General features: G+C 71.9%; 19 protein-coding genes. 7 read left to right on the top strand and 12 right to left on the bottom strand.

The window, feature by feature from the left end; translation table 11 throughout:
• Window positions 1–471 precede the first annotated feature (471 nt).
• Together OG335_RS05870 and OG335_RS05875 are read left to right on the top strand one after the other, a co-directional pair.
• Window positions 472–1,464, top strand: a complete 993-nt coding sequence (locus OG335_RS05870) for a hypothetical protein (RefSeq protein ID WP_405009926.1) — start codon at window positions 472–474, stop codon at window positions 1,462–1,464.
• The gene (locus OG335_RS05875; RefSeq protein ID WP_405009927.1) at window positions 1,461–1,997 is read left to right on the top strand and encodes a GNAT family N-acetyltransferase; all 537 of its coding nucleotides are present in this window, start codon (window positions 1,461–1,463) and stop codon (window positions 1,995–1,997) included. The genes OG335_RS05870 and OG335_RS05875 overlap by 4 nt, the downstream gene beginning before the upstream one ends.
• A 375-nt stretch (window positions 1,998–2,372) precedes the next feature.
• Here the strand turns inward: OG335_RS05875 and OG335_RS05880 are convergent, their stop codons facing one another.
• Window positions 2,373–2,933, bottom strand: coding sequence for a TetR/AcrR family transcriptional regulator (locus OG335_RS05880; RefSeq protein WP_405009928.1), 561 nt, complete (start codon window positions 2,931–2,933; stop codon window positions 2,373–2,375).
• 112 nt (window positions 2,934–3,045) lie between these two features.
• Here OG335_RS05880 and OG335_RS05885 point away from each other — a divergent pair, with 112 nt between their 5' ends.
• The 3 genes from OG335_RS05885 (at window position 3,046) to OG335_RS05895 (ending at window position 5,894) form a co-directional block, all read left to right on the top strand.
• Window positions 3,046–3,732, top strand: coding sequence for an SDR family oxidoreductase (locus tag OG335_RS05885; protein ID WP_405009929.1), 687 nt, complete (start codon window positions 3,046–3,048; stop codon window positions 3,730–3,732).
• Window positions 3,733–3,863: 131 nt separating this feature from the next.
• The gene (locus tag OG335_RS05890; protein ID WP_405009930.1) at window positions 3,864–4,868 is read left to right on the top strand and encodes an NADP-dependent oxidoreductase; all 1,005 of its coding nucleotides are present in this window, start codon (window positions 3,864–3,866) and stop codon (window positions 4,866–4,868) included.
• Between the two features lie 144 nt (window positions 4,869–5,012).
• Window positions 5,013–5,894, top strand: a complete 882-nt coding sequence (locus tag OG335_RS05895; protein ID WP_405009931.1) for an alpha/beta fold hydrolase — start codon at window positions 5,013–5,015, stop codon at window positions 5,892–5,894.
• A 432-nt stretch (window positions 5,895–6,326) separates the two neighbouring features.
• On the opposite strand, the gene OG335_RS05900 is transcribed toward OG335_RS05895, so the two are convergent.
• The 4 genes from OG335_RS05900 to OG335_RS05915 all read right to left on the bottom strand — a co-directional run bounded on the left by OG335_RS05900 (window position 6,327) and on the right by OG335_RS05915 (window position 13,538).
• Complete coding sequence (locus OG335_RS05900) at window positions 6,327–7,523, bottom strand: hypothetical protein (protein WP_405009932.1); 1,197 nt, start codon at window positions 7,521–7,523, stop codon at window positions 6,327–6,329.
• Window positions 7,524–7,550: 27 nt separating this feature from the next.
• The gene (locus tag OG335_RS05905) at window positions 7,551–10,136 is read right to left on the bottom strand and encodes a family 78 glycoside hydrolase catalytic domain (RefSeq protein ID WP_405009933.1); all 2,586 of its coding nucleotides are present in this window, start codon (window positions 10,134–10,136) and stop codon (window positions 7,551–7,553) included.
• A gap of 57 nt (window positions 10,137–10,193) precedes the next feature.
• On the bottom strand, window positions 10,194–11,987 hold the full coding sequence (locus OG335_RS05910; RefSeq protein WP_405009934.1) for a glycoside hydrolase family 3 protein: 1,794 nt from the start codon (window positions 11,985–11,987) through the stop codon (window positions 10,194–10,196).
• A 78-nt stretch (window positions 11,988–12,065) separates the two neighbouring features.
• Entirely contained in the window at window positions 12,066–13,538 is a 1,473-nt protein-coding gene (locus OG335_RS05915; RefSeq protein WP_405009935.1) for an MFS transporter, read from the bottom strand.
• Between the two features lie 199 nt (window positions 13,539–13,737).
• Here OG335_RS05915 and OG335_RS05920 point away from each other — a divergent pair, with 199 nt between their 5' ends.
• A complete protein-coding gene (locus tag OG335_RS05920; RefSeq protein WP_405009936.1) occupies window positions 13,738–14,427 on the top strand; it encodes a TetR/AcrR family transcriptional regulator in 690 nt (229 codons plus the stop codon).
• A gap of 39 nt (window positions 14,428–14,466) precedes the next feature.
• Here OG335_RS05920 and OG335_RS05925 read toward each other — a convergent pair whose 3' ends face one another.
• From OG335_RS05925 to rhaI, 7 genes are all read right to left on the bottom strand, one after another.
• Window positions 14,467–16,701 (bottom strand): SpoIIE family protein phosphatase, encoded by a 2,235-nt coding sequence (locus tag OG335_RS05925; protein WP_405009937.1) that lies wholly within the window; start codon window positions 16,699–16,701, stop codon window positions 14,467–14,469.
• A gap of 164 nt (window positions 16,702–16,865) precedes the next feature.
• Window positions 16,866–17,501, bottom strand: coding sequence for a lactate utilization protein C (locus tag OG335_RS05930; RefSeq protein ID WP_405009938.1), 636 nt, complete (start codon window positions 17,499–17,501; stop codon window positions 16,866–16,868).
• Window positions 17,498–18,937 (bottom strand): lactate utilization protein B, encoded by a 1,440-nt coding sequence (locus OG335_RS05935; RefSeq protein WP_405009405.1) that lies wholly within the window; start codon window positions 18,935–18,937, stop codon window positions 17,498–17,500. Before OG335_RS05935 ends, OG335_RS05930 begins: the two co-directional genes overlap by 4 nt.
• On the bottom strand, window positions 18,934–19,689 hold the full coding sequence (locus OG335_RS05940) for a (Fe-S)-binding protein (protein ID WP_405009939.1): 756 nt from the start codon (window positions 19,687–19,689) through the stop codon (window positions 18,934–18,936). Before OG335_RS05940 ends, OG335_RS05935 begins: the two co-directional genes overlap by 4 nt.
• A gap of 82 nt (window positions 19,690–19,771) precedes the next feature.
• Window positions 19,772–21,244, bottom strand: coding sequence for a rhamnulokinase family protein (locus OG335_RS05945; protein WP_405009940.1), 1,473 nt, complete (start codon window positions 21,242–21,244; stop codon window positions 19,772–19,774).
• Between the two features lie 186 nt (window positions 21,245–21,430).
• Window positions 21,431–23,470 (bottom strand): bifunctional aldolase/short-chain dehydrogenase, encoded by a 2,040-nt coding sequence (locus OG335_RS05950; protein ID WP_405009941.1) that lies wholly within the window; start codon window positions 23,468–23,470, stop codon window positions 21,431–21,433.
• A 104-nt stretch (window positions 23,471–23,574) separates the two neighbouring features.
• Window positions 23,575–24,741 carry an L-rhamnose isomerase gene (rhaI, locus tag OG335_RS05955; RefSeq protein ID WP_405009942.1) on the bottom strand — a complete coding sequence of 389 codons (1,167 nt, stop codon included), beginning with the start codon at window positions 24,739–24,741 and terminating at the stop codon, window positions 23,575–23,577.
• A gap of 167 nt (window positions 24,742–24,908) precedes the next feature.
• On the opposite strand from rhaI, the gene OG335_RS05960 reads away from it, so the two are divergent.
• Window positions 24,909–25,928 carry a LacI family DNA-binding transcriptional regulator gene (locus OG335_RS05960; RefSeq protein ID WP_405009943.1) on the top strand — a complete coding sequence of 340 codons (1,020 nt, stop codon included), beginning with the start codon at window positions 24,909–24,911 and terminating at the stop codon, window positions 25,926–25,928.
• The last annotated feature ends 63 nt before the right edge of the window (window positions 25,929–25,991 follow it).

Raw genomic sequence — 25,991 nt, forward strand, 5'->3', positions numbered from 1 at the left:
CTATGAGGATGCGGTGGTCAACGGGCGCCGAGGCGGGGAGGTCGGATGTCCGTCCGCTTCGACTGATGACCAGTTAACGTCGCTGCGAGGTAGGACAGTTAGGAAAAGTCAGGGCTGTTCGATGCGCGGTCGACCCGAAAACTTGACCATCTCATTACCTGCACGTCTGCGCTTGGCGTGACCGTGACGCTACGTTGTGTTCCTGGCGCGAAACCTCGCACTCCACAAGCACATGCAGGAAGCCCAGGTCAACCAGGCCGAGTTGGCGCGCCTGGTCAACACGGAGATCGAGAAGTTCACGGGAAAACTCGGCACGGTATCAGAGCGGACCGTCCAGAACTGGCTGAGCGGCACGTCCAAGTGGCCCCCGTCAAGATGCGCAAGGCTCTTGAGGGAGTATTCGGGTGTACTGGTCCAGACCTCGGATTCGTCCCACCCCGTAGCCGCGGGGCCGCAGCACCGGAGGACCCCGTGAACCGCCGCTCCTTCGTCACCGCCGTGGGCGGAGCCGCCGTCTCCGCCACAGCCCCAGCGCTCGTCGCCCCGCACCGAATCGGCATGACCGACGTCGTCCAGCTCCAGACCCGCTTCGCCGGCCTCATCGCCAGCGACCACCGTCACGGCGGCCAGGAAGCGATCGAGACCCACGCCGTCGCCCTGGCCCGCGAGGCCCTCGAACTGCAGCAGCACGGCTCCGCCAGCCAGCGCGTCCGCGACAGCATCTACGCCTGCGCCGCCGGTTTCATGAGCAGCGCCATGTGGGCCGCCATCGACGGCCGCCGCTTCCAGGCCGCCGAGGATCACCACGAGCGCGCCGCGAAACTCGCCCTCATGTCCGGCGACCAGACCATCCAGTTCCGTATCTGGTCCCACGCCGGCAGCCTGTACCGCCACATGCGGCGACCCGCAGACGCCCTCGCCACCAACGACGTCACCCGCAATCTCGGCCTCACCCGCCGCGACCCCCTCTTCGCCTCCCTCGGCCACGCCCGCCAGGCAGCCATCCACGGCCTCACCGGCGACGCCAACGCTGTCCGGCGCTCCATCGACCGGGCCCAGGAATCCCTCGACCGGGCCCAGCCGGACCGGCCCCGCCCCGTCTGGCTCACCACCCACTACGACCAGGCCGAACTCGACTCCCTCGCCCTCGCCGCCTACCTCGCCCTCGGCCGCTACGAGGACGCGGAGGCCCAAGCCCACCGCAGCCTCGCCCTCCTGCGCCCGCACATGCGCCGCAGCCAGGCCATCACCAGCGCACGCCTCGCCCGCGCGCAGCTCGGCCAGGGCGACGTCGAACCGGCAGTCACCACCGCGATGAGCATCCCGCGCCCGCTCGCAGCGCACCCCCGGGTCTCCGGGATGCTGCGCGGCTTCGGCGCCACACTGAGTACCGTGGCCGGCGACAGCGAACACACCCGCACCTGGCACCAGTTCGCCCAGGACACCGGGAGGATCTCCGCGTGACCGCCCCTCTCGCAGCACGCCACTTCACTGACCTTGCCGACATACGCGCCACCCTGATCGAGGTGTACGCCGACGTGCGGGCCCCGCTCCTGCACCTGCCGAACTACGCCCTACCCGCCTTCGCCGAACGCCTCGACCGGCACGGCACGGAACCCGGATTCGAGGCCGTCGTCGGCTTCGTCGAGAACGAGCCCGTCGGGTACGCGTACGGCAACGCTGTGGGGCCCGGAGACCGCTGGTGGACGCGCATGGCAGAGTCCATGCCGGCCGACATCACCGATATCCCCACCCTCGCGCTCAAGGAGATCGGAGTCCGCGAGCCCTGGCGCGGAACCGGCGTCGCCCGGCGGATCCACGACGCCCTCCTCCAGCGACGCCCGGAGAAGCAGGTCGGCCTGATGGTCAACCCCGCCGCCGGCGACGGCAAGGTCATGGCTCTGTACGAATCCTGGGGCTACCGGGCGATCAACAATGTCCGACCAACCCCTGAAGCCCCGCCCCTCGTAGCAATGATCCGCAACTGCGCGCAGTGAACCCTTCAACTGCTGCTCGACAGGTTAGCCATCGTCCCCCGTTGACGGCTGCCCAGACCAGCGAGATCGCGGTTGATCGTGCCAGCTACCGACTCCTCGCCTGCCTGTTTGCTACTGGTTGGCGACCAGGGCGAGTCCGACGTCGTAGCTGGGGGCTCGGCGGTGGTTGGGTCGGCCGGGTGGGCGTCCGGGCCCGGGTCGGGAGGGTCTCGCAACAGCAGCCGGGCAGGGCTGGGTGGTGCGGATGTGCGGAACCCGCGTCGGACCCGGGCGGGGTGAGGCGACGCGGGGGAGCCGTTCGCGAGACGTGGATGACGGCAGGGTGCGGAGCGACGCGCCCTTTCTGCGGCGTGCCGCCCTGCGCGGTGGTTCCGGTCAGTCGGTGGCCGTCAGCGCCTCGCGTGCGGTGGTGAGGATCTCTTCGGAGAGCGGGGAGCCCTTGGTGGCCCGGGACAGGACGAGTGCGCCGACCATGGTGCACAGTCGGGTGATGCCGTCCTGGTCCTCGGTGGTGAGCCAGTCGGCGAAGTCGCTCACTCCCCGGGTGTAGACGTGGCGGGCCTCGCTGTCTCCGCCATCGCGGGCCATGTCGGTGGCGAGTGCGGCGGCGGGGCACCCGTCCGCGGCGCTGTCGCGGTGCTCGGTGGAGAGATAGGTGTCGATCAGCGTCCGTTGGGCGGCGTCGCGCTGTCCGGCGTACCGGTCGAGCCCGTCCTTGTGGTGCCGGGTGAGTTCGGCGAAGGCGTGGGCGGTGGCTTCGTCGACGAGTGCCTCCTTGGAGGCGAACTGCTTGTAGAAGCCGCCGTGGGTCAGGCCGGAGGCCTTCATGAGGTCGGCGAGGCTGACGCGGGTGCCCTGTTCCCGAAAGAGCCGGGAGGCGGTCTCCACGACCCGTCGGCGGTTGTCCCGTGCCTGTGCCTGCGATACGCGGCCCATCGGTCACCCTCCCAGTTGGATGTCGAGTCGAATCTATTCTAGACTCCAGTTTAGATGTTGGATGCAATCTATTTTGGGTGGCCGACTGCCACCCGCGACACCGGGAGTGCTCATGGAACTGAAGGACGCGGTCGCGGTCGTCACCGGCGCCAACCGGGGGCTCGGGCGGCATCTCGCCGCCCAGCTCGTCGAGCGCGGGGCCAAGGTGTACGCGGCGGCCCGCCGCCCCGAGACGGTGGACATCCCGGGCGCCGTCCCGCTGCGGCTCGACGTGACCGACGCGGAGTCGATCCGGGCGGCGGCCCGCATCGCTGCCGACGCGACGCTGCTGGTCAACAACGCGGGCATCTCCACCGGAACGCCGCTGCTCGCGGGCAGCCCGGACGCGGTGCGCCTGGAAATGGAGGTGAACTTCTTCGGCCCGCTCGCCGTGACGCGGGCCTTCGCCCCGGTCATCGAGTCCAACGGCGGCGGCGGCGTGCTCAACGTGCTGTCGGTCCTGTCCTGGCTGCACCCGGCCGGCCTCGGCGCCTACGCCGCGGCGAAGGCGGCGGCATGGGCGCTGACCGGCGCGGCCCGAGAGGAACTGGCGCCCCGCGGCATCACCGTGACGGCGCTGCACGTCGGGTACATGGACACCGACATGGCCGCCGGCGTTCCCGCCGACCAGAAGGCCGACCCCGCCGAGATCGCCGCCCAGGCCCTGTCCGCCGTGGAGGCGGGCCTGCCCGAGATCCTCGCCGACGAGACCACCCGGTACGTCAAGCAGAGCCTGGCCGCATCGCCGAACGCGGTGTGAGACGCGCTCCGCCGCATCGGCGTGGGGCGCGATGAACCAGCGGCGAATACCAGAAAGTGACTCGTACCGGGGCAAGCCCGGAAGCGAGCGGAGATCCCGTCCCTGTGCGGACGAGACACGGAGACGGAGAAATGAAGACCTACCTGATCGAGAAGTACGGCGACCGGTCCGCGGTGCACGCCGCCGAGATGCCCGATCCGCAGCCGGGCCCCGACGATGTCCTGGTCGAGATCCACGCGGCGAGCGTCAACCCGCTGGACTTCAAGATCCGCGACGGCGCCTTCAAGAGGATCCTGCCGTACCGCCTCCCCCTCGTCCTGGGCAACGACCTCGCCGGAGTGGTGGTCCGGGTCGGCTCGGCGGTCACCCGGTTCACGGTGGGCGACGAGGTCTACGCCCGGCCCGACAAGGACCGCATCGGCACCTTCGCCGAGCTCATCGCCGTCCACCAGGACGACCTGGCCCCCAAACCCGCCGCCCTCACCATGGCGCAGGCCGCCTCCCTCCCGCTGGTCGCCCTCACCTCCTGGCAGGCGCTGGTCGAGAAGGCGCAGGTCCGGCCGGGCCAGAAAGTCCTGATCCATGCGGGCTCCGGCGGAGTGGGCACCATCGCCCTCCAGCTGGCCGGGCATCTTGGCGCGCACGTGGCCACCACCGCGAGCGCGGCCAACGCCGACCTGGTCAAGGAACTCGGCGCGGAGGTCGTCATCGACTACCGCACCCAGGACTTCGAGCAGGTCCTGGACGGCTACGACGTCGTCCTGGACACCCTCGGCGGCGAGACCCTGGAGAAGTCGCTGCGGGTCCTCAAGCCCGGCGGGAAGGTCATCAGCATCGCCGGGCCGCCCGACGCGGACTTCGCCCGCGAGCTCGGCGCGAACCCGGTCCTGCGGCAGGCGATGAACGCGCTGAGCTTGAGGACCCGGCGCCGCGCCAGGCGCCGGGGCGTCACCTACTCGTTCCTGTTCATGAAGGCCGACGGCGACCAACTGCGCGAACTCACCAGGCTCGTCGACGCCGAAGAGATCCGCCCCGTCGTCGACCGCGTCTTCCCCTTCGACCAGACCCGCGAAGCCATGGAGTACGCCGAGAAGGGCCGCGCCAAGGCCGGCAAGGTCGTCGTCGCGATGCGGTGAGGCCGAGTTCGACCACGGGCGCATCGTAGGCACCGCCGAAGCATCCGGCCATCGGCTCCGCACACCGCACCCGCAGCCAGGCAGGCCCGGGAGCCCGCCTGCGCGGACGAGGGACTCCCGGAGCCGAACCCGAAGGGCACCCACATGAACGACGCAGATGAAGGCCGGGGCGACGTGACGACGTCGTACCGCAACGCACCGACCCGCACCGTCACCGCCGACGGAGTGACCTTCGCCTACCGCGAACTCGGTCCCCGGTCCGGCGTCCCGGTGCTCTTCCTCACCCACCTCGCCGCAGTACTCGACAACTGGGACCCCCGCGTCGTCGACGGCATCGCCGCCAGGCACCGGGTGATCACCTTCGACAACAGGGGCGTCGGCGCGTCCACCGGTTCGACACCGGGGACCATCGAGGACATGGCCGATGACGCCGTCACCTTCGTCCGGGCGCTCGGGCTCGACCAGGTGGACATCCTCGGTTTTTCGATGGGCGGCATGATCGCCCAGGTGATCGCACAGACCCAACCGCGACTCGTCCGCAGTCTGATCCTCGCGGGCACCGGACCTGCCGGCGGCGAGGGCATCAAGAACGTGACCCGGATCTCCCACGTCGACACCCTCCGAGCACTGCTCACCCTTCAGGACCCGAAGCTCTACCTCTTCTTCACCCGCACCGCGAACGGGCGTCGGGCCGGCAGGGCGTTCCTGGCCCGCCTGAAGGAGCGAACGCAACACCGGGACAAGGCGATCTCCCTCACCTCCTACTTCTCCCAGCTCAAGGCCATCCATCAATGGGGCCTGCAGGCGCCGGCCGACCTGTCCCACATCCACCAGCCAGTCCTGGTGGCCAACGGCGAGAGCGACCGGATGGTGCCGAGCAGGAACACCCTCGACCTCGCCGCGGGACTGCCCCGGGGCGAACTCGTCCCCCTCTACCCGGACGCCGGACACGGCGGGATCTTCCAGTTCCACGACGAGTTCGTGGCCAGGGCCCTCGCCTTCCTCGAAGCACGGCCCGACTCCTGACCGCCGATGCCACCTCTCCCTCTCCTCGTCCCCGTCGCGCCCGGGACGAGGAGGGGGCGAGGCGGGGCAGTCCCCGATTTGCACCTCTACTGCCCACGGGCAGGGCCGGCGCCGGGAACGCCCTCAACACCACATGCCAGATCCGCCTCACTACCTGGCCACGAACATGCCGACGCCCGGTAAGCATCCGAGTGGGTGTCCACCGAGCTTCGCCGGAACCTCACCGCAGACCCTGCCGAACGTGACGTGCTCGCCCGCATCGCGCAGGGCTGCACCGATACCGAGGTCGTCCACGAGAGTGCCCCCTGAGACAGCCCGGATCCGCGCCATCCGCGTCGGCCCCGCCCCAGTGGTGTTGAACGGCACCGTCACGCGGCCCGTCCGGCTTCACCCGTTCGTCGATCCCACCGACAGAGCGAGCGGGATCGACGACTACGGGACGGCCGTTCCCAGGCCGCCTGCTCTCAGCGCGTGGGACAGCTCACGCCCGTGCTGTTCGGACATCCGCCGGGCACTGTCCAGCAGGGCGGGCACAAGGGCTGTCTCCTGCTGCCCGATCAGAACGGCCTGCTGGTACCGGCGTGTCCTCAGGAGCGGTTCGAGGAGCATGTCGAGTTGAGGCCCACGGTGGGCGGCGAGAAGGGCCGACGCCGCTGCCGTCAGGTCGGCGGCGGGGCGGGAGGAGGCGTTGCGGAGGAGAGTCCGGGCGTCCGCTTCCCGGTCCGCATCGCAGAGTGCGCAGGCGAGTGCGGCGAGACGGGCCGGTGGAAGGGACGCCGCCTCCCACAGCAGTGTGGGGATCTCCGCGGCCTGGCCGGACGTCTCCAGCTCCCGGAGCAGGGCGACCGTATGGCCGTCCGGACCGGTGACGGCCTCGCACAGCGCGATGTGGGCCTGCCCCCCGAGCCCCTTCGCCCGCAGGTCGGCGAGACGGACGGTCGCGGACCTCGCGGCGCCGACGGCCGCGGCTGCAACTGCGGGATCCGCCACCGGCTGCGGCAGGACGGCCCTGGCCTCGGGTTCCTGGACCTGCGGTGCACCGAAGGCGATGGCTGCCAGCGCCGCACTGGCCGCTCGCGCAGTGCGCCGGGTCGCCGCGGGAGGAGGGTGCGGTGCCGACGCTCCGGGCTCCGCGGCGAGGGCGGCATCGAGGAACGCCAGCCGGGCTTCGAGTTCCAGGAACCTCGCGGACGCCCGCTCGTGGCGGTCGCGTGCGGGGAACAGGTCTGCGGTCGGCTGCGGCCGCGAACTCCCTCCCGGGCGTGGCTCGTAGAGCCTGCGGAGCTGTGCGGCCGCCTCGTCTCGTTCGTCGCGTGCCGTGTCGAGCCGGCCGAGGAGGGCCGGCCGCCCGATCCGGCGGTCGTGGGCGCCGACGGCGGCGCGGTGGAGATCCCGTGCCCGGTCGCGGGCTCCCTCGATCACACCTCGTTTGTGGTCGGAATCGTCGAGCAGGGATGACACGACGTCCCACGGGGGGACGCTCGTACCGTCGAGGTAGGCGCGGACGGCCCGTTCGTCCTGCTGGAGGAGGAAGGCGTACCAGCCCTCCCCCGGGTCGAGTGCTGCCACCAGGTGGTTCAGCTGCCGGGTGAACTGGGCCACCGGGTCGGTGTGTTGCGGTTCTGGCATGGAGGTCTGCCTTGTGCGCGCGGGGTGTCAGGTGCGGTGGACGTGGTGGCCGGGCCCCAGGTGGAGGGCTTCGGCTCCCGGGAGTTCGAGGATCGCGGTCGTCGCCGGCGGGATCTGCGTCTCCACGACGAGGTGCCCGTCGTCCTCCTGGCGCCAGTGGACCTCGGCACGGCCGTACGGCGTGGTGTGGGCGGTGCGTGCCCAGGTGATGCCGCCGCCGGGGCGGGGCCTGATCACGAGGGTGCGGTAGCCGGGGGCGCCGGGGGCGAGTCCGCCGACGGTGCGGTGGATCCAGTCGGCGACGGCGCCGAGCGCGTAGTGGTTGAACGACGTCATCTCGCCCGGGTTGACGGTGCCGTCGGGAAGCATGCTGTCCCAGCGCTCCCACGTCGTCGTCGCCCCCATCTCGACCTGGTACAGCCAGGAGGGGGGTCGGCGCTGGAGGAGCAGCCGGTAGGCGGTGTCGAGGTGGCCGTGCTCCGACAGGGCGTCGCACACGACGGGGGTGCCGAGGAATCCGGTCGCGATGGTGTGCCCGGATTCCTTCACGAGCTGGGCGAGCCGGTCGGCGCTCGCCGTGCGGTGCTGTTCGTCGGGGAGGAGGCCGAACCGGAGGGCGAGCGCGTGGGCGGTCTGGGTGTCTGCGGTGAGCCGGCCGGGGGCGGTGACGAACGCCCGGACGAAGGCGGTGCGGATGTCGGCGGCCAGGGTGCGGAAGTGCTCGGCGTCGTCGGTGCGGCCGAGCAGGGCGGCGGTCTCGGCCACGAGGGCGGTGCTGTGGGCGGAGTAGGCGGTGGCCACCAGTGCGTTGGGTGTGCTGCTCTGCCAGGCGGCGTCCGGCGGGGCGGTGGGGTCGAGCCAGTCCCCGAACTGGAATTCGCCCGTCCAGAGGTGGTCGGGGCCGGCCGTCTCGTGGACGGTCTCGACCCAGCGCCGCATGTCGTCGTACTGGCGGCGGAGGATGTCGAGGTCCCCGTACCGCTGGTAGAGGGTCCAGGGGACGATGACGGCGGCGTCGCCCCAGCCGGCCATCGGCTGGTTCCCCTCCGGCACCGGGAACGGCACGATGACGGGGATCTGGGGGCTGAAGATCGGAGTGACCCGGCCTGCGTCGCGTGCGGTGTCGGCGGAGAGGTCGCGCAGCCAGGAGGTGAGCATGCCGGCGCAGTCGTGCAGGTAGCTCGCGGTGGGGGCGAAGACCTGGAGGTCGCCGGTCCAGCCGAGGCGTTCGTCGCGCTGGGGGCAGTCGGTGGGGACGTCGAGGAAGTTGCCGCGCATGCTCCACACGACGTTCTCGTGCAGGCGGTCGAGCGCGGGGTCGGAGCACTCGAACCAGCCGGTGCGCTCCATGTCGGTGTGCAGGACGACGGCGGTGACGTCGGCGGGGTCGAACTCGCCCGGCCAGTGGGAGAGTTCGGCGTAGCGGAAGCCGTGGTAGGTGAAGCGGGGCTCCCACTGCTCACCGCCGGGGGCACCGCGGAGGGTGTAGCGGTCGGTGGCGGTGGCACCGCGCAGGGGGCGGGTGCACAGGTCGCCGTCCTCCAGGACCTCGGCGTGGCGCAGGGTGACGGTGTGCCCGGCCTCGCCGCGGACGCGGATGCGCAGGCGGCCGACGAGGTTCTGGCCGAAGTCGAGCAGGACGGTGCCGTCCGGCCGGTGCCGGGTCTCGACGGGGGCGCGTTCCTCGGTGCGGCGCACCGGCGGCCCGGTCGGTGCGACGAGGGTCGCGGTGTCGAGGGCGGCCTCGCGTACGCCGTCCCAGTCGGAGTCGTCGAACCCCGGCTCGGACCAGCCGTTCCGTTCGAGGCGGGCGTCGTGGGTCTCGCCGACGAGCAGGCAGGCGGCCGTGACCGGCCCGGGTGCGGAGCGCCAGTGCGGGCCGGTGCCGAAGGTGGCGGTGGTGCCGTCGGTGTAGCGGACCTCCAGTTGGGCGAGGAGGGCGGTGCGGTCGCCGTAGATGTCGCGGATGCCTCCGTTGAAGGCGAGGCGTCCGCGGTACCAGCCGTCGGCGAGGTGGGCGCCGATGGCGTTGGTGCCCGGGTGCAGGAGGTGGGTGACGTCGTGGGTGCGGTGGCGTAGCCGGTCGCGGTAGCTGGTCCAGCCGGGGGCGAGGACGTCGTCGTCGGTGCGGTGGCCGTTGATCTCGACCTCGTGGACGCCGAGCGCGGTGGTGCGGAGGCGGGCGGACGCGACGGGGGCGGTGAGGTGGAACTCGGTGCGCAGCAGATGGGCGGGCCGGGGGTCGGCGGCGGCGGGGTCGTCGCTGTCGGGGGACACCGCGGGGCAGGTCCAGTCCGCGGGTTCGAGGAGACCGGCCTCGACGGGGTGCCAGGCGCTCCAGGGGCCGGGCCCGGGGTTGCCGTCGGCCCACAGCCGTACGCGTACCTCGCGGCGTTCGCGGGAGGTGAGGGCCGTGTCGGGCCACGGGACGAGGACGCTGTCGGCGGAGTGGACGGTGTGGGTGCGGGTGGTGCCGTGGGCGTCGCGGGTCTCGATCTCGTAGGCGTCCTGGTGCCGGAACGTGCCGGTGGCGGTCCAGGAGAGGCGGGGGCGGGGTTCGCCGATGCCGAGGGGTTCGTGGTGGTGTTCGAAGCGGAGGCGGGTGACCTTCATGGGTGCGGCTCTCTCGTGCTCTCGTGCTCTCGTGCGTGCTCTCGTGCTCGGTGGGCGTCAGGCGGTGTAGGTCAGGCCGTGGCCGAAGGGGTACACCGGGTCGGTGCTCTCCTGCGGCACGTCCGGGCGGCCCTGTTCCACCTCCGCCATCGAGCGTGGCAGCTGGAACGGGAGTCGGCCCTCGGGGCGGGCCCGGCCGAACAGGACGTCCAGCACCGCCCGGTCGCTCGCGCCGTAGACCGCGAGGAGGGCGTGGGCCCGTTCGGCGATCTCGGGGATGACGGCGGGCCGGTCGAGGTGGACGGCGACCACGGTGGGGACCTTCGCCATGAGGTCGAGGATCTCCGCGAGGCGCTCGGGGGCGAAGTCGAGGCGGCCGGCGCGGAAGAAGGACTCGAAGCGTCCGCTGCGGGGTTCGAACGGGGTGTCCAGCCGGATGACGGCGAGGTCTGCGTCGGCCGGGTCGTCGACGGGCCGGCCGTAGGCGGCGGCGGTGCCGGGCGCGACGCCCTGCAGGAAGAGGCGGGGGCGCCCGGGCAGCGGCAGGAGGCCGTCGGTGTTCTTGAGCAGGGTGACCGACCTGCGCTGCGCGGCGGCGCCGAGGGCCCGGAGGTCGGCGCGTCCGACGGTGGCCTCGGCGTGGTCGGGGTCGACGTGGCGGCGGTCGTCGAACAGGCCGAGCCGGAACTTCTCGGCGAGGAGGCGTCCGACGGAGGTGTCGAGGCGGGATTCGGGGAGCCGTCCGTCACGGACGAGGTCGACGACGAGTTCCGGGCAGGCCTCGCCGCCGAACTGGTCGACCCCGGCGTCCAGGGCCTTGAGGATGCGCTCGTGGCGGTCGAGGTGTTCGACCCCCCAGGCGCGGGCGGGGTGCGGCTCGCCCATGATGTCGCTGTCGCTGATGATGCCCCAGTCGCTGAGGACGATGCCGTCGAAGCCGAGCTCCTCGCGGAGCAGACCGGTGACGATGCCGCGGTTGAAACCGAACGCGACCTCCTCGTACGGCGTGCCGACGGGCATGCCGTAGTACGGCATCATCTGGGTGGCGCCTGCGGCGAGGGCCGCCCGGAACGGGGCGAGGTGGTGGTCGAAGAGGCCGCCGGGGTAGACCTGCTCCCTGCCGTACGGGAAGTGCGGGTCCTCGCCGTCCTTCTGCGGGCCTCCGCCGGGGAAGTGCTTGACGACCGCGGAGACGCTGTCGGGGCCCAGGGAGTCGCCGGGGCCGCGCAGCCCCTCCAGGTAGGGGCCGACCAGTCGGGAGGTGAGGTCGGCGTCCTCGCCGAAGGTGTTGCAGATGCGGGACCAGCGCGGTTCCGTCGCCAGGTCGACCTGCGGGTGCAGGGCCAGGCGCAGGCCCACCGCGAGGTACTCGCGGCGCACGGTGTCGGCGTACTGCCGCACCAGCTCCGGGTCGCCGACCGCGGCGAGCCCGAGGGACTCGGGCCACTCGGAGAAGGGGCCGGCCGCCATGCCGGTGCCGGGGTTGTCGGTGAACGCGTGCCGCGGGTCGGTGGAGAGGGTGACCGGGATGCCGAGGCGGGTCGCGGCCGCGAGTTCCTGGACGCGGTTGTGCCACTCGGCCATCTCGCGTGCGGTGGCGGCGCCGATCAGGTTGAAGTGCGTCATGCCCTTCTCGGCGACCATCTGCCGGACGGTGAACCCACCGAAAGCCCGCTGCGGGTCGTCCGCGAGTTCCCCCCGGTCGCCGAGGGTCGTCATCGCGTGGAAGAGCTGGCCTGCCTTCTCCTCCACGGTCATGCGGCCCAGGAGGTCCGCGACGCGTTCGCCGACCGGCTTGCCGGGGTCCTGGTAGGGGTGGAGGGCGGGGCTGGTCGACGTGGTGACCGTCATGCGGGAGGCGTCCTTCGGGGGGTGCAGGAGGGCGGGGGTGCGCCGCGGGTGGGTGCGGCGCACCCCACACGGGGCGGGTCAGGCGGAGACGGCGGTGCCGGACTCGATCTGGTCGGAGCGCAGGACCTTGGGGATGAAGACGGACAGCAGGAGCGCGAAGGCCATGCAGGCGGCCATGGCGAAGTAGGCGCTGCGCAGCCCGCCGTCGAGGTAGAAGCTGGTGCCGTCGAGGACCCGGCTGTCGCTGTTCAGCGCGGAGAACAGGATCTGGGTGGCGATGGTGTTCATCAGGTTGGTCAGCATGATCGACATGCCGCTGGCGACGCCCTGCTCCTTCTGCGAGACCACGCCGAGCAGGAGGATGCCCGCACAGGCCAGGACGAGACCGGCGCCGAGGTTGGTCAGGCAGCCGAAGAGGATGATCTGCATCTCGTTGTGGTGGTACAGGCCCTGGCCGACCATGCCGGCGGCGGTGATCGCCAGACCGACGCGCCAGGGAATGCGGGGGTCCATCCTGCGGGTGAGGACACCGGCGGCGAGGCCGACCAGGATGATGAGGACGCCGGCGGGGAGACCCACGACCGCGTTGTGGGTGCCCGTCCAGCCGAGGCCGTCGGAGACGCCGGGGATGTGCGGGAAGAGCGCGACGAACACGATCATGGTGCCGGCCGCGAAGAACGTGCCCTGACCGACGGCCGTGCTCACCAGGACGCTGGCCACGTCGCGGCGGGCCAGCATGCGGACGTCGAGGAGCGGTTCGGCCGCGCGGAGCTCGACGAGGACGAAGAGGACCGCGAGGACGGCCGACAGGCCGAGGAGGCCCAGCAGGCGGGCGTCGGTCCAGCCCCAGGTGCCGCCCTGCCCGATGGCGTAGATCATCGCGGTGGCGCTGGCGCCGAGCAGGAGGCCGCCCCACCAGTCGAAGGACACGTTGGTCTCGGTCGGGGGGATCTTCGGGACGAAGCACAGCACCAGGACGAACCCGAGGGCGACGCCGCCCGTCAGCGCCCAGAGGGCACCCTTGAAGCCGAAGTGGTCGAGCAGCCAGCCGCCCAGCAGCGGGCAGGTGACCAGGACGATGCCGGCCGAGCTGCCGATGGCGCCGGTCGCGAGGCCGACGTGGCGGGGCGGGAACACGTCGCGGGCGGAGGCGTACACGAGGGCGGCCATCGGGCCGTAGAGGCCTGCGAGGCCGCGGCCCACCAGCATGGTCTCGTAGTTGGGCGCCATGACCACCAGGAGGTCGCCGACGATGCCGGCGGCGAGGATCCAGAGCATGACGCGCCGGCGGCCGAAGAGGTCTCCGGCCCGTGCCACGAAGGGCGTCACGCAGGTCACGACCAGCGAGTAGACCAGGGTGAACCAGGCGATCTGGGTGGTGTGGAAGTGCTGGGCGATGGACGCCTGGGTGAGCGCGGTGAAGACACCCGCGACGGTGAGCATCTGGGCGGGCCACAGCATGGCGAGCAGCACCAGCGTGAGGCGTCCGCCGAGGCGTCTGTCGGAGTCGGCGGCAGGGGCCGCGGGCGTGGGGGGCGCGGAGGTGGACATCGGTGTCCCTTCGGGGCGTCGGCGGGCGCGCATGCGGGCGGCCGCCGGACCGCGGAAGCGGCGAGGGGGTGGGGTGGTGCCCACCGTAGGCTAAAAACAGACATCGATATAGGTTTTTAGCAGTGTAACCTGGGTCACACCCAGCCGTAACCCGGACATGCCGGATCAGGCCCTCCTCCACCGCTCTAAGCTGCTGACCATGCCCGACGCCGAACCGACCCCGCCTGCCGCGAACCCCACGGAGAAACCGGCCCGCACCCGCCGGCGCACCGGCACCTACGCCGCCGCCGACGACCGCCGCCGACGCATCGTCGAGGCGGCCATGGGGCACTTCGCCGAACGCGGCTATCTCAACGCCTCCATGCAGAAGATCGCCGCCGACGTGGGGATCTCGTACGCCGGGCTCCTCCACCACTTCGGGAACAAGCGCGAGCTCCTGCGCACCGTCCTGGAGGTCCGGGAACTGCAGGCCGTCGAACTGTTCTACAGCCGGCTCGACCTGGAGCGGCCCGACCTCGTACAGCTCCTCGGCCTGATCTGCGAGCACACGGCCTTCAACCTCACCCAGCCCGGACTGATGCAGATGTACACGCTGCTGTCCGCCGAGGCCACGGCCGAGGACCACCCGGCGCACGCCTACTTCCGCGAGCGCTACGCCCGCATCACCGCCCTCATCGAGAAGGCGGCGGGGCAGGGCGTCTCCTCCGGCGCCCTGGACCCCGGCACCGACGGCACCACCGTGGCGCGCGAACTGCTCGCCGTCGCCGACGGGTTCCAGATCCAGTGGGGACTCAGCGACGGGACATGGGACATGCTCGGCGCGTACCGGAACTACCTCGACCGGCTCTGCCGCCGGCTCACCGCGGACGGGAGCGGCCTCGGGGAGTAGCGGAGCCCTCCCCCGGGTCAGCCACCTCACGGCACAGCCTCACCGGGTGGCGTCTTCGATGCTCTGCGCGGTCCAGATCGTCTTGCCCGCGCCCGTGTACCGGCTCCCCCACTGCTCGGTCAGCTGGTGCACGAGGAACAACCCGCGGCCGCCCTCGTCCGTGAGACGGGCGTGGCGCAGATGCGGCTGGGTCTGGCTCGGGTCGGACACCTCGCAGATCAGCGACCGATCGTTGATCAGCCGCAGGCCCACCGGTCCGCCGGCGTACCGGATGGCGTTGGTCACCAGCTCGCTCGCGACGAGTTCGGTGACGAAGGCCATGTCCTGGAGCCCCCAGGCTGCCAGGCTACCCGTCACGGCCTCGCGGGCCTGCGCGACGACGAACGGATCGGCCGGGAACTGCCAGTACGCCGTGCTGCCCGGAGGCAGCACCCGCACCCGGGCCGCCAGGGCCACTCCGTCCGGCACCACGTTCTCCGCAAGCGGATCGTCGAGAACCTTCCGAAGGACACCCACCGCTTCCGGGTCTCCCGTCATCCGATCGCTGGACGGGGGCGACGCGACCGGTTCGGCCGGTCCGCCGGCGGACAGGATCAGCACACTGCCCGGCTCGACATGGAACTCCACGGTCTCGAACGGCGTGCTCTCCCGCCCGAGAGGCGGGCCCGGTACCAGGGGGACGGGGAGCGTCCCGCCGTCGGCCGAGATCAGGAGAGGAGCGTGATGGCCGGCGCTCGCCATCGCGCAGAGGCCGGTGACCGGGTCGTAGACCGCGTACAGGCAGGTGGCGCCCACCTCGCCCCCGACCTCGTCCTCCCCGGCCTCCCCGGCCTGTCCGGCATCCGATCGGCCGAGCCCGTCGGCACGCGCCAGACGCCGCACGAGTTCGTCCACGTGCGTCAGGAGCTCCTCGGGCGCGAGATCGAGGTCGGACAGCGTCTGGACCGCCGTCCGCAGCCGTCCCGCGGCGGCGGCGGCACGAATACCGTGGCCGGTGGTCCGTCCGGCGGTGAAGGCCACCCTGGTCGACGAGAGCGGCACGACGTCCACCCAGGCGCCGGAACCGGCGCCCGCGGCCCCCGCCCGTGTGTGGAGAAGCCCGATGTCCGCTGCGCTGATCTCCTCCGGCCGGGACGGCAGAAGGCTCCGCCGGAGCACCTCGACGCTCCGGCGCTCACGGACGTACCGCCGGGCGTTGTCGATGCTCAGGGCCGTACGGGATGCGATCTCCCCTGCCACCCCCTCGTCGAGGGAGTCGAACGCTCCCCGCTCCGGCGACCGGCCCACCACGACCCGGCCCAGTACCTGGCCCCGGGCCCGCAGCTCGACCTCCATCGTCGCCCGTTCACCGTCCCGGCCCGTCGGGAGCAGACGACCGTCGCCCCCGCGGTGGGCGGTCCGCCGGTGAGGCGCCTCCTGCCGCAACGCCCCCGGCTCCTCGCCGAGGAGAACGGCTTCAGCGAGGTCGACGGCCGCCGCGTCCGCGAAGGCCGGCACCAGGACGTCGACCAGTTCCTGCGCGCACCGGACCGGGTCGAGGTCGGCGCCGATCCGGCGGGCCGCCTCCCCGGTGAGCAGACGGCCCTCCTTCTCCCGGTGCTCGGCCGTGATGTCCGTGAAGGTCGCCACCACACCGCTGGGACGACCGTCGGAGCCCGCCAGCGGGATCGCCGACAGGGAGACGAACCGATCGGTCAGCGGCTGATCCAGCCGCCGCGCCCGCTGCGGCAGCTCCAGCAGCGGCTCCCCCCTCTCCAGGACACGGCGCAACAGGCCGGCGATCGTCGCGGCGTCCTGCGCCACCAGCGTCTCCGTGAGCGGTCGTCCGCCGGAGGGCTCGACCATCAGTCCGTCGTGCGGTGCGCGGAACTCGGCGTTGAGACTCACCCGGGTCACGTTCAGATCCGCGTCGTGCACTGCAAGGCCGAACTTCGTCTGCGAGAACAGCGCCTGCAGCAGTGCCTCGTCCTGCTCCAGGTGCTCGGCGTCCTTCTCCGGGACCAGCTGGAGCACGGCTCTGGCCGGTTCCGAGTCGCGGAAGACCGCCACACGGCATCTCACCTGCTCCCGTGTCCCCCGGACGCGGGCCCGCCACGGACGTGCGGCGCTCTCCCTCTGCGGCTGGCCGGGCCACGGGTCCAGAAGACCGGACATGGCGGTCGTCCGGATGCGCTCCGCGGATCCGCCGAGCAGTCGCACGGCCTCGCCGGTCAGGCCGAGGACCTCGTCACCCTCCAGCAGAAGCAGCGCCCCGCACCCGGGGGGAACTCCCACGCTTCTCACCTGCCTTCGGAGGGCCCGGACAGGTCCGCAGAGCCGGTGTCCCGTCCGCTTCCTCAGTCTCGCGCGTGGCGGACCTCCCTGCACACGGCGGCATGGCGCCCCTGCGGACAAGGCGGCCCTGCCGGTCCGTCCGAGGAGTGGATCCCGGGGAGTCGTCAGGCGACGATGACGACGTCGAGGGTGCGCGGGCCGTGCACGCCTTCGACGCGGTCGAGTTCGATGTCGCTGGTGGCGGACGGGCCGGAGATCCAGGTCTGCGGTCGGGCCGGGTCCAGCAGCGGCAGGGCCTGGGGAAGGGAAGCGACGACCTGGTCGGCGCGGACCACGCAGACGTGGTGGTCGGGCACCAGGGTGAGCAGGCGGCGGCCCTGGGCGGGCCCCGCGTCGAGCACGATCGTGCCGGTCTCGGCGACGGCGAGCGCACAGCCGGTGACGACGCTGTCCACGGTGTCGAGCTGCCGGGCGGAGAGGGTGCCGTCGTCGGGCAGCCGCTCGGCAGCGCTCTCGGCGAGCCAGTGCCGGGGCAGACCCTCCGGGACAGCGACGCTGCGGGCACCTCGCTCCGACAGCAGGCGGGCGAGGAGGGCAGGCAGGCCCTCGGGGGTGACGCGGTGGACGATCGCCCGGTAGTCGGCGAGATTCTCGACCAGCAGGTCGAGCACCTCGGCGGCCGGGGCGTCCCCGACGTGCGACTCGCAGTAGTCACGCGGAACGGGACGGTCGTCCGGGCCATCGGGGACGTCGGTGCGGGCGGTGCGGATGCGGGCGAGGATCTGCTCGCGGGAGCTCATCGGTCCACCTCGGGAGTGCGGTTCTTCTTCCACCAGTCGCGGAAGGGCTCGGCGGGCAGTTGCGGCAGGTCGCGGGTGTCGGTCCAGGCCTTCGCCGGGCCCGGCAGCGGCAGCTTCCCGGGGTGCAGGGCGCGGGTCTTCGCGGCGACGCGTTCGGCGGCGCCGAACGCGGCGGGGTGGTCCAGCAGCCAGGTCGCGGCCTTCATCGCGGCCCGCTCCACACGGTGGCCGGAGCTCTGTTCGACAACCTGTTCCCGCAGGTGCACCAGCACCTCGGGAATGTCGATCGCCACCGGGCACACCTCGTAGCACGCCCCGCACAGCGTGGACGCGAACGGCAGCGAAGCGTCCACCTCGGAGGCCAGGCCCCGCAGCTGCGGGCTGAGGATCGCCCCGATCGGCCCCGGATAGGGCGAGCCGTACGCGTGACCACCCGCCCGCTCGTAGACCGGGCACACGTTCAAGCACGCCGAGCAGCGGATGCAGCGCAGCGCCTGCCGCCCGACCTCGTCCGCGAGCGTGGCCGTGCGGCCGTTGTCCAGCAGCACCAGGTGGAACTCGGCGGGTCCGTCGCCGTCGGTGGTGCCCGTCCAGGTCGAGGTGTAGGGGTTCATCCGCTCCGCGGTCGAGGAGCGCGGCAGGAGTTGCAGGAACACCTCCAGGTCACGCCAGGTCGGGATGACCTTCTCGATGCCGACCACCGAGATCAGCGTCTCCGGGAGGGTCAGGCACATCCGGCCGTTGCCCTCCGACTCCACCACCACCAGCGTGCCGGTCTCGGCGATGAGGAAGTTCGCGCCGGAGACCGCGACCTTCGCCCGCAGGAACTTCTCCCGCAGATGCAGCCGCGCCGCCTCCGCCAGATCCGCCGGACGGTCGCTCAGCCCCTCCGGCGCAGGCCGGCCCCAGCGGCCCATCGCCTCGGTGAAGATGTCCCGGATCTCCCCGCGGTTGCGGTGGATCGCAGGCACCAGGATGTGCGAGGGCAGATCGTCCCCCAGCTGCACGATCAGCTCCGCGAGGTCGGTCTCGTAGGCGGTGATGCCCTCCGCGGCCAGCGCCTCGTTCAACCCGATCTCCTGCGTCGCCATCGACTTGACCTTCACCACCTCCCGCTCGCCCTTCGCCTTCACCAGACCGGCCACGATCCGGTTGGCCTCCGCCGCATCCGCCGCCCAGTGCACGATGCCGCCGGCCGCCTGCACCGCCGCCTCCGCCTGCAGCAGATACTCGTCCAGGCGGGCCAGCGTGCGGTCCTTGATGTCCTTGCCCGCCTGCCGCAGCTGCGCCCAGTCGTCGAGTTCACCGACCGCCACGGCCCGCTTGTCGCGGATCGTCCGCGTCGCCCGGGTCAGATTCGCCCGCAACCGCTCGTTCTTCGTGGAGACCCTGGCAGCCTCAGGAAAAGCGGGCATGCCCAGGTAGGTGCCACTCATGCGAACAACTCCCCTTCGGTGGAAGCAAGGATCTCCGCGAGGTGCACCGCACGGACCGGCGCGCCCTGCCGGCGCAGGGTGCCACCGACGTGCAGCAGGCAGGAGTTGTCCGCCCCGCACAACACCTCCGCACCGGTGGCGAGCGCGTTGCGGACCTTGTCCGCACCCATCGCCGCGGACACATCCGGATTCTTCACCGCGAACGTCCCGCCGAACCCGCAGCACTCCTGCGCACCCGGCAACTCCCGCAACTCCAGCCCCTTCACCGCCTCCAGCAACCTGCGCGGCCGCTCCCCCAGCCCCAGCACCCGCAACCCGTGACAGGACGGGTGGTACGTCACCGTGTGCGGGAAGTACGCCCCCACATCGACCACGCCGAGCACGTCCACCAGGAACTCCGTCAGCTCGAACACCCGCGGCACCAAGACATCAGCCACCGAGGCGAGTTCACTCCCCCGCCCCTCCGCCACCGCCTTCGCCCCGATCCGCGGATAGTTCTCCCGCACCATCGCCGCACACGAACCCGACGGCGTCACCACGTACTCGTAGCCCGCGAACGCCTCACCCATCCGGCGCACCAGCGGCTCCGTCCCCCGCCGGTACCCGGTGTTGAACTGCGGCTGCCCGCAACACGTCTGCGCAGCCGGGAAGTCCACCTCCACCCCCAGCCGCTCCAGCAACGCCACCACCGCCCTGCCCGTACCCGGGAAGAGGGCATCGTTGACACAGGTGACGAACAACGCGACACGCATCGCAGCTCCGGGGTCGGGGAGGTGGGGAAGGGTGCTCATTCTCGTTCTCCGGCTTCTCGTTCTCCGGCTTCTCGTTCTCCGGTCACGACAGGCCGATGCGGGCGGCGGCGGAGTTCCACGCCTTCGCATCGCCCTTCGGGGTGTAGCGGCGCAGGTCCTGGGTGCGGGAGACCAGGCGGCGCATGTCGGAGCGGTCCCCGACCACGGCGTGGGCGCGGGCCTGGACGAGGACGTTGCCCAGGGCGGTGGCCTCGGTGGGGCCGGCGACGACCGGCAGGCCGGTGGCGTCGGCGGTGAACTGGCACAGCAGTTCGTTGCGGCTGCCGCCGCCGACGAGGTGGACGACGCGGATGTCGCGTCCGGCGAGTTCCGCGGCCTGCCGCAGGGTGTGGCGGTGGGCGAGCGCGAGGCTCTCCAGGATGCAGCGCACGACGGCGCCCTGGCTCTCCGGCGGGGTCTGGCCGGTGCGGGCGCAGTACTCGGCGATGCGGGCCGGGATGTCGCCGGGTGCCAGGAATTCGGGGGCGTCGGGGTTGACGAGCGCGGCGAAGGGACGGGCACGCGCGGCTTCGTCGAGGAGTGGGGGCAGGTGGTGCGGAAGCCCGCGCGCCCGCCAGGTGCGCTGGCTCTCGCTGAGCAGCCACAGGCCCATGATGTTGCGCAGGTACCGGGTGGTGTTGTCGATGCCGAGTTCGTTGGTGAAGTTCGCGGCCCGGGAGGCGTCGGTGAGGACGGGCCGGTCGAGTTCGAGACCCGCCAGGGACCACGTGCCGCAGGAGATGTAGGCGAAGTCGGTGGTGGTGGCGGGGACGGCGACCACGGCGGACGCGGTGTCGTGGGAGGCGACCGCCGTGACGGGCGTGGCGGCGGGGAGTCCGACCGTCTCCGCCACGTGCGGCAGCAGGGTGCCGGCGAGGTCGCCCGGGCGGCGCAGCGGGGGCAGCAGGGCCGGGTCGAGGCCGAGCGCGGCGAGGACCGGCTGCGACCAGGTGCCGGTGCGGGCGTCGTACAGGCCGGTGGTGGAGGCGTTGGTGGCTTCCGTTCCGGTCGTGCCGGTGAGCCAGTGGGTGATGAGGTCCGGGATGAGCAGCAGGGTGCGGGCCCGGTGGAGGTGTTTCTCCGCGGCGAGCTGGTAGACGGTGTTGAAGGGCAGGTGCTGCAGGCCGGTGATGTGGTAGAGGTCCCGGGCCTGGATGCGGCCCCAGACCTGTTCGACGACGGGGGCGGTGCGCGGGTCGCGGTAGTGGAAGGGGGTGGCGACGAGCGCGCCGTCGTCGTCGAGCAGGCCGTAGTCGACGGCCCAGCTGTCGATGCCGACGGAGGCGATGGTGGTGGAACGTGCGGCTTCACGCAGTCCGTCGAGGATGCCCTGGTACAGGCCGAGGACGTTCCAGTGGAGACCGTCGGGGAGCTGGACCGGCCCGTTGTCGAAGCGGCGGACCTCGGTGAGGCCGAGGGTGTCGCGGCCGACCCGGCCGACGACGACCCTGCCGCTGGTGGCGCCGAGGTCCGCCGCGGCGAAGGCCGTGGGCGGGGTGGAGGGGGTGGGTTTCACGACAGGGTGGTCCTCGGTGGTACGGGGGCGACAGGGTGGTCGGGCGGTGCGGCCGCGACGTCGTCGGCGCGGCCGCACCTTGGTGCTCCGGGGCCGAACGGCCGGTGGTGCGCACCGGCCGCCACCCTCGTGTCCCGCCTGACGGAGCGTGTGCGGCGGGGGCCGCCGGAGCGGTTCGGGGTGGTGTCAGCGCAGGAAGGCCGCGGCGACGCCGGCATCGACGGGGACGTGCAGGCCGGTGGTGTGGGTGAGGTCGCCGCCGGTCAGGGCGAAGACGGCGTTCGCGACGTGCTCGGGGAGCACCTCGCGCTTGAGGAGGGTGCGCTGGGCGTAGAACTCGCCGAGCTTCTCCTCCTCGATGCCGTAGGTGGCGGCACGCTGGGCGCCCCAGCCCGCGGCGAAGATGCCGGAGCCGCGGACGACGCCGTCGGGGTTGACGCCGTTGACGCGGATGCCGTGCTCGCCCAGCTCCGCGGCCAGCAGCCGGACCTGGTGGGCCTGGTCGGCCTTGGTGGCGGAGTAGGCGATGTTGTTCGGGCCGGCGAAGACGGCGTTCTTGGAGGCGATGTAGACGATGTCGCCGTCGAGGTTCTGCTCGATCATGGTGCGGGCGGCCTCGCGGGATACGAGGAAGGAGCCGCGGGCCATGATGTCGTGCTGGAGGTCCCAGTCCTTGGCGGTGGTCTCCAGCAGCGGCTTGGAGATGGAGATGCCGGCGTTGTTGACGACGAGGTCGACGCCGCCGAAGGCGAGGGCCGCGGCCTTGAAGGCCTCCGCGATCTGCTCCTCGTCGGTGACGTTCACCGTGACCGCCACGGCCTTGTCAGGGCCGCCGAGTTCCTCGGCGACGGCGGCGGCGTTCTCGGTGTTGAGGTCGGCGACGACCACGCAGGCGCCTTCGGCGGCCAGGCGATGGGCGATGGCCCTGCCGATGCCGGAGCCTGCGCCGGTGACCAGGGCGACCCGGGAGGCGAGGGGCTTGGGCTTCGGCATCCGCTGGAGCTTGGCCTCCTCCAGGGCCCAGTACTCGATGCGGAACTTCTCGCTCTCCTCGATCGGCGCGTAGGAGGAGACGGACTCGGCGCCGCGCATCACGTTGATCGCGTTGAGGTAGAACTCCCCGGCCACGCGGGCGGTCTGCTTGTCCTTGCCGAAGGAGAACATGCCCACACCCGGGACGAGGACGATCGCCGGGTCGGCGCCGCGGATCGCGGGCGAGTCGGCGGTGGCGTGGCGGTCGTAGTAGGCCTGGTAGTCGGTGCGGTACGCGGTGTGGAGCTCCTTCAGCCGGGCCACCGCCTCGTCCAGCGGTGCGCCGGCGGGCAGGTCGAGGACCAGCGGGCGGACCTTGGTGCGCAGGAAGTGGTCCGGGCAGGAGGTGCCGAGCGCGGCGAGGCGCGGGTGCTCGGCGCGGGCGAGGAAGTCCAGCACCGGCGGGGTGTCGGTGAAGTGGCCGACCTGGCGGGCGTCGGTGGAGGCCAGGCCGCGGATCAACGGGGCGAGGACGGCGGCGCGCTCGCGGCGCTCGGCCTCCGGCAGCGGGCCGTAGCCGTCCAGCAGCGGGCCGAACGGCTCGGCCCTGCCCCGCTCCGCGAGGAAGGCCTCGGCGGTGCGGATGACGTGCAGCGAGTTGGCCTCGGCCTCCTCGCTGGTGTCGCCCCAGGCGGTGATGCCGTGGCCACCGAGGATGCAGCCGATCGCCTGCGGGTTGGCGGCCTTGACGGCGGCGATGTCCAGGCCGAGCTGGAAGCCGGGGCGGCGCCAGGGCACCCACACCACGGTGTCGCCGAAGCATTCGGCGGTCAGCTTCTCGCCGTCGGCGGCGGTGGCCAGGGCGATCCCGGAGTCCGGGTGGAGGTGGTCGACGTGCGCGGCGTCGACGAGGCCGTGCATCGCGGTGTCGATGGACGGTGCGGCGCCGCCGCGTCCGTGCAGGCAGTAGTCGAAGGCGGCGACCATCTCGTCCTCGCGCTCGACGCCCGGGTAGACGTCCACCAGGGCGCGCAGCCTGTCCAGGCGCAGCGCGGCGAGGCCGCTCTCGGTGAGGGTGCCGAGGTCGCCGCCGGAGCCCTTGACCCAGAGCAGTTCGACGTCGCGGCCGGTGGCGGGGTCGGTGCCGGTGCCCTGGGCGGAGGTGTTGCCGCCGGCGTAGTTGGTGTTGCGCGGGTCGGAGCCGAGCCGGTTGGAGCGGGCCAGCAGCGCGGCGACTTCGAGGTGCAGAGCCATGGTGGGAGGTTTCCTTCGTCGGTGCGGGGTGGCGCTCACATCGCAGGGGGTGCGGGTCGGCCGGAGGGTGCGCCGAAGCCGGCCGGCCCGCGGGGCGGGATGGGTCAGGCGCCCCAGCCGGCCTGCTCGCCGCCGACGCGCTCGGCGGCGGTCTTCTCCGCCCAGCCGGTGGCGCGGTAGGCGGCGAGGGGGTCCGGGTTCAGGCCCGTCTCCTCGCGGACCTCGGCCAGCAGGGGACGGACGTCGGTCGCGAAGGCGTCCATCAGCACCGCGTTCGCCGCCAGCACGTCACCGCTCTGCTGGGCCGCGCCCAGCGCGTCGAGGTCGACGAGCAGGGCCTTGGCGGTGGCCTCCTGGACGTTCATCACGGAGCGGATGACCGCGGGGATCTTCGCCTCGATGTTGTGGCACTGGTCGAGCATGAACGCGACGCCGGTCCGCGCGTCCAGACCGCCGTTCTTGGCGACCTCGTGCATGATGCGGAAGAGCTGGAAGGGGTCGGCCGCGCCGGCCATCAGGTCGTCGTCCGCGTAGAAGCGGGAGTTGAAGTCGAAGCCGCCGAGCTTCCCCTCCCGCAGCAGGAACGCGACGATGAACTCGATGTTGGTGCCGGGGGCATGGTGCCCCGTGTCCACCACGACCTGCGCCTTGGGGCCCAGCGTGAGGCAGTGGGCGAACGCCGTACCCCAGTCCGGCACGTCCATGGTGTAGAAGGCGGGCTCGAAGAGCTTGTACTCCAGCAGGATCCGCTGGGTGTCACCGAGCCGGGCGTACACCTCGGCGAGGGCTTCGGCGAGGCGGCCCTGACGGGCGGCGATGTCGTCCTGGCCGGGGTAGTTGGTGCCGTCGGAGAACCACAGCTTGAGGTCGCGCGAGCCGGTGGCGTCCATGATGTCGACGCATTCGAGCAGGTGGTCGACCGCCTTGCGCCGCACGTGGGCGTCGGGGTGGGTGACGGAGCCGAGCTTGTAGTCGTCGTCCTGGAAGACGTTGGCGTTGACCGCACCGATCTCCACCCCCAGGCCGTGGGCGTGCGCGGCGAGTTCGGCGTAGTCCTCGACCCGGTCCCACGGGATGTGCAGCGACACCTTCGGTGCGACGCCGGTCACGGCGTGGACCTGGGCGGCGTCCGCGAGCTTCTCGAACGGGTCGCGCGGCACACCGGGCTGGGCGAACACCTTGAACCGGGTTCCGGAGTTTCCGTAGCCCCACGAGGGGGTCTCGATGCGCTGGGCCTTCAGCGCACTCTTTACAGCCGACCGCTCGGACACGGGCACCCCTCGAAGCAGTTGAATCGTTTCAAGAAGACCGTAGGTCGAATCGTCCGCACCGTCAAGACGCTGCTGGTGTGACGAACGGAGCTGGCGTAACTTGAGATCGGCACCGGGCCGACGGCCGGTGAAACTTTTCAACTGCTGGCGCGGGGTGGAACGAGCTCATGGGCGGTACGGCTGGAATCAAGGACGTCGCACGGCTGGCCGGCGTCTCCGTCGGCACGGTGTCGAACGTGATCAACCGTCCGGACGTGGTCGGGGAGGACACCCGCCACCGCGTCCAGGCCGCCATCGACCAACTCGGCTACGTCCGCAGCGAGTCCGCCCGGCAGCTCCGGGCCGGCCGCAGCCGTATCCTGGGCCTGCTCGTCCTCGACCTCGGCAACCCCTTCTTCGTCTCGGTCGCCAAGGGGGCCGAGAAGACCGCCCGCGCGGCGGGCCTGGGCGTGATGGTCTGCAACAGTGCGCAGAGCCCCGCCGACGAGGCCGACTACCTGTCGCTCTTCGCCGAGCAGCGGGTGCGCGGCGTCCTGCTCACCCCGGCGGACGCCACCGCTGCGGCGACGGCGGTGCTGCGCCGCAACGGCGTCCCGTTCGTCCTCGTGGACCGCGTGCTGCCGGGCGCGGATGCCTGTTCGGTCGCGGTGGACGACGTCGCGGGCGGCGCCATGGCCGTCCGGCACCTGCTGGAGGGCGGGTACCGCCACATCGCCTTCGTGGGCGGGAACCACCCCCTGCAGCAGGTGCGGGACAGGCGCGAAGGCGCCCTGGGAGCACTGGGGCAGGAGGGGTACGGCCCGGAGTGCCTGGTCGACGTCGGCGTCGACCGGCTGGACGTGGCAGCGGGCCGGGACGCCGGTGCGCGGATCCTCGGGCTCACGCCGCGGCCGACCGCCGTGTTCTGCGCCAACGACCTGCTGGCCCTGGGAGTCCTCCAGACGGCCTACGCCGCCGGCCTGCGCGTACCCGAGGACCTTGCGATCGTCGGGTACGACGACATCGAATTCGCCGCGGCGGCCGCAGTGCCCCTGACCTCGGTGCGCCAACCGGCGGAGACGATGGGCCGGACCGCGGCCGAGCTCCTGCTGGAGGAGACCGGCGACGCCGCCGCCGGGCACCGGCACCGCCAGGTCCTCTTCCAGCCGGAGATCGTGGTCCGGCGTTCCAGCCTCCGGGGTGCATGAGATCGGCCACGCGTCCTGAGTCCTTGAAACCGTTCGATCCCACGGTGCCGTCGCGACGGCGGA

Source organism: Kitasatospora sp. NBC_01539 (genome assembly GCF_045040525.1).
Lineage (GTDB): Bacteria > Actinomycetota > Actinomycetes > Streptomycetales > Streptomycetaceae > Kitasatospora.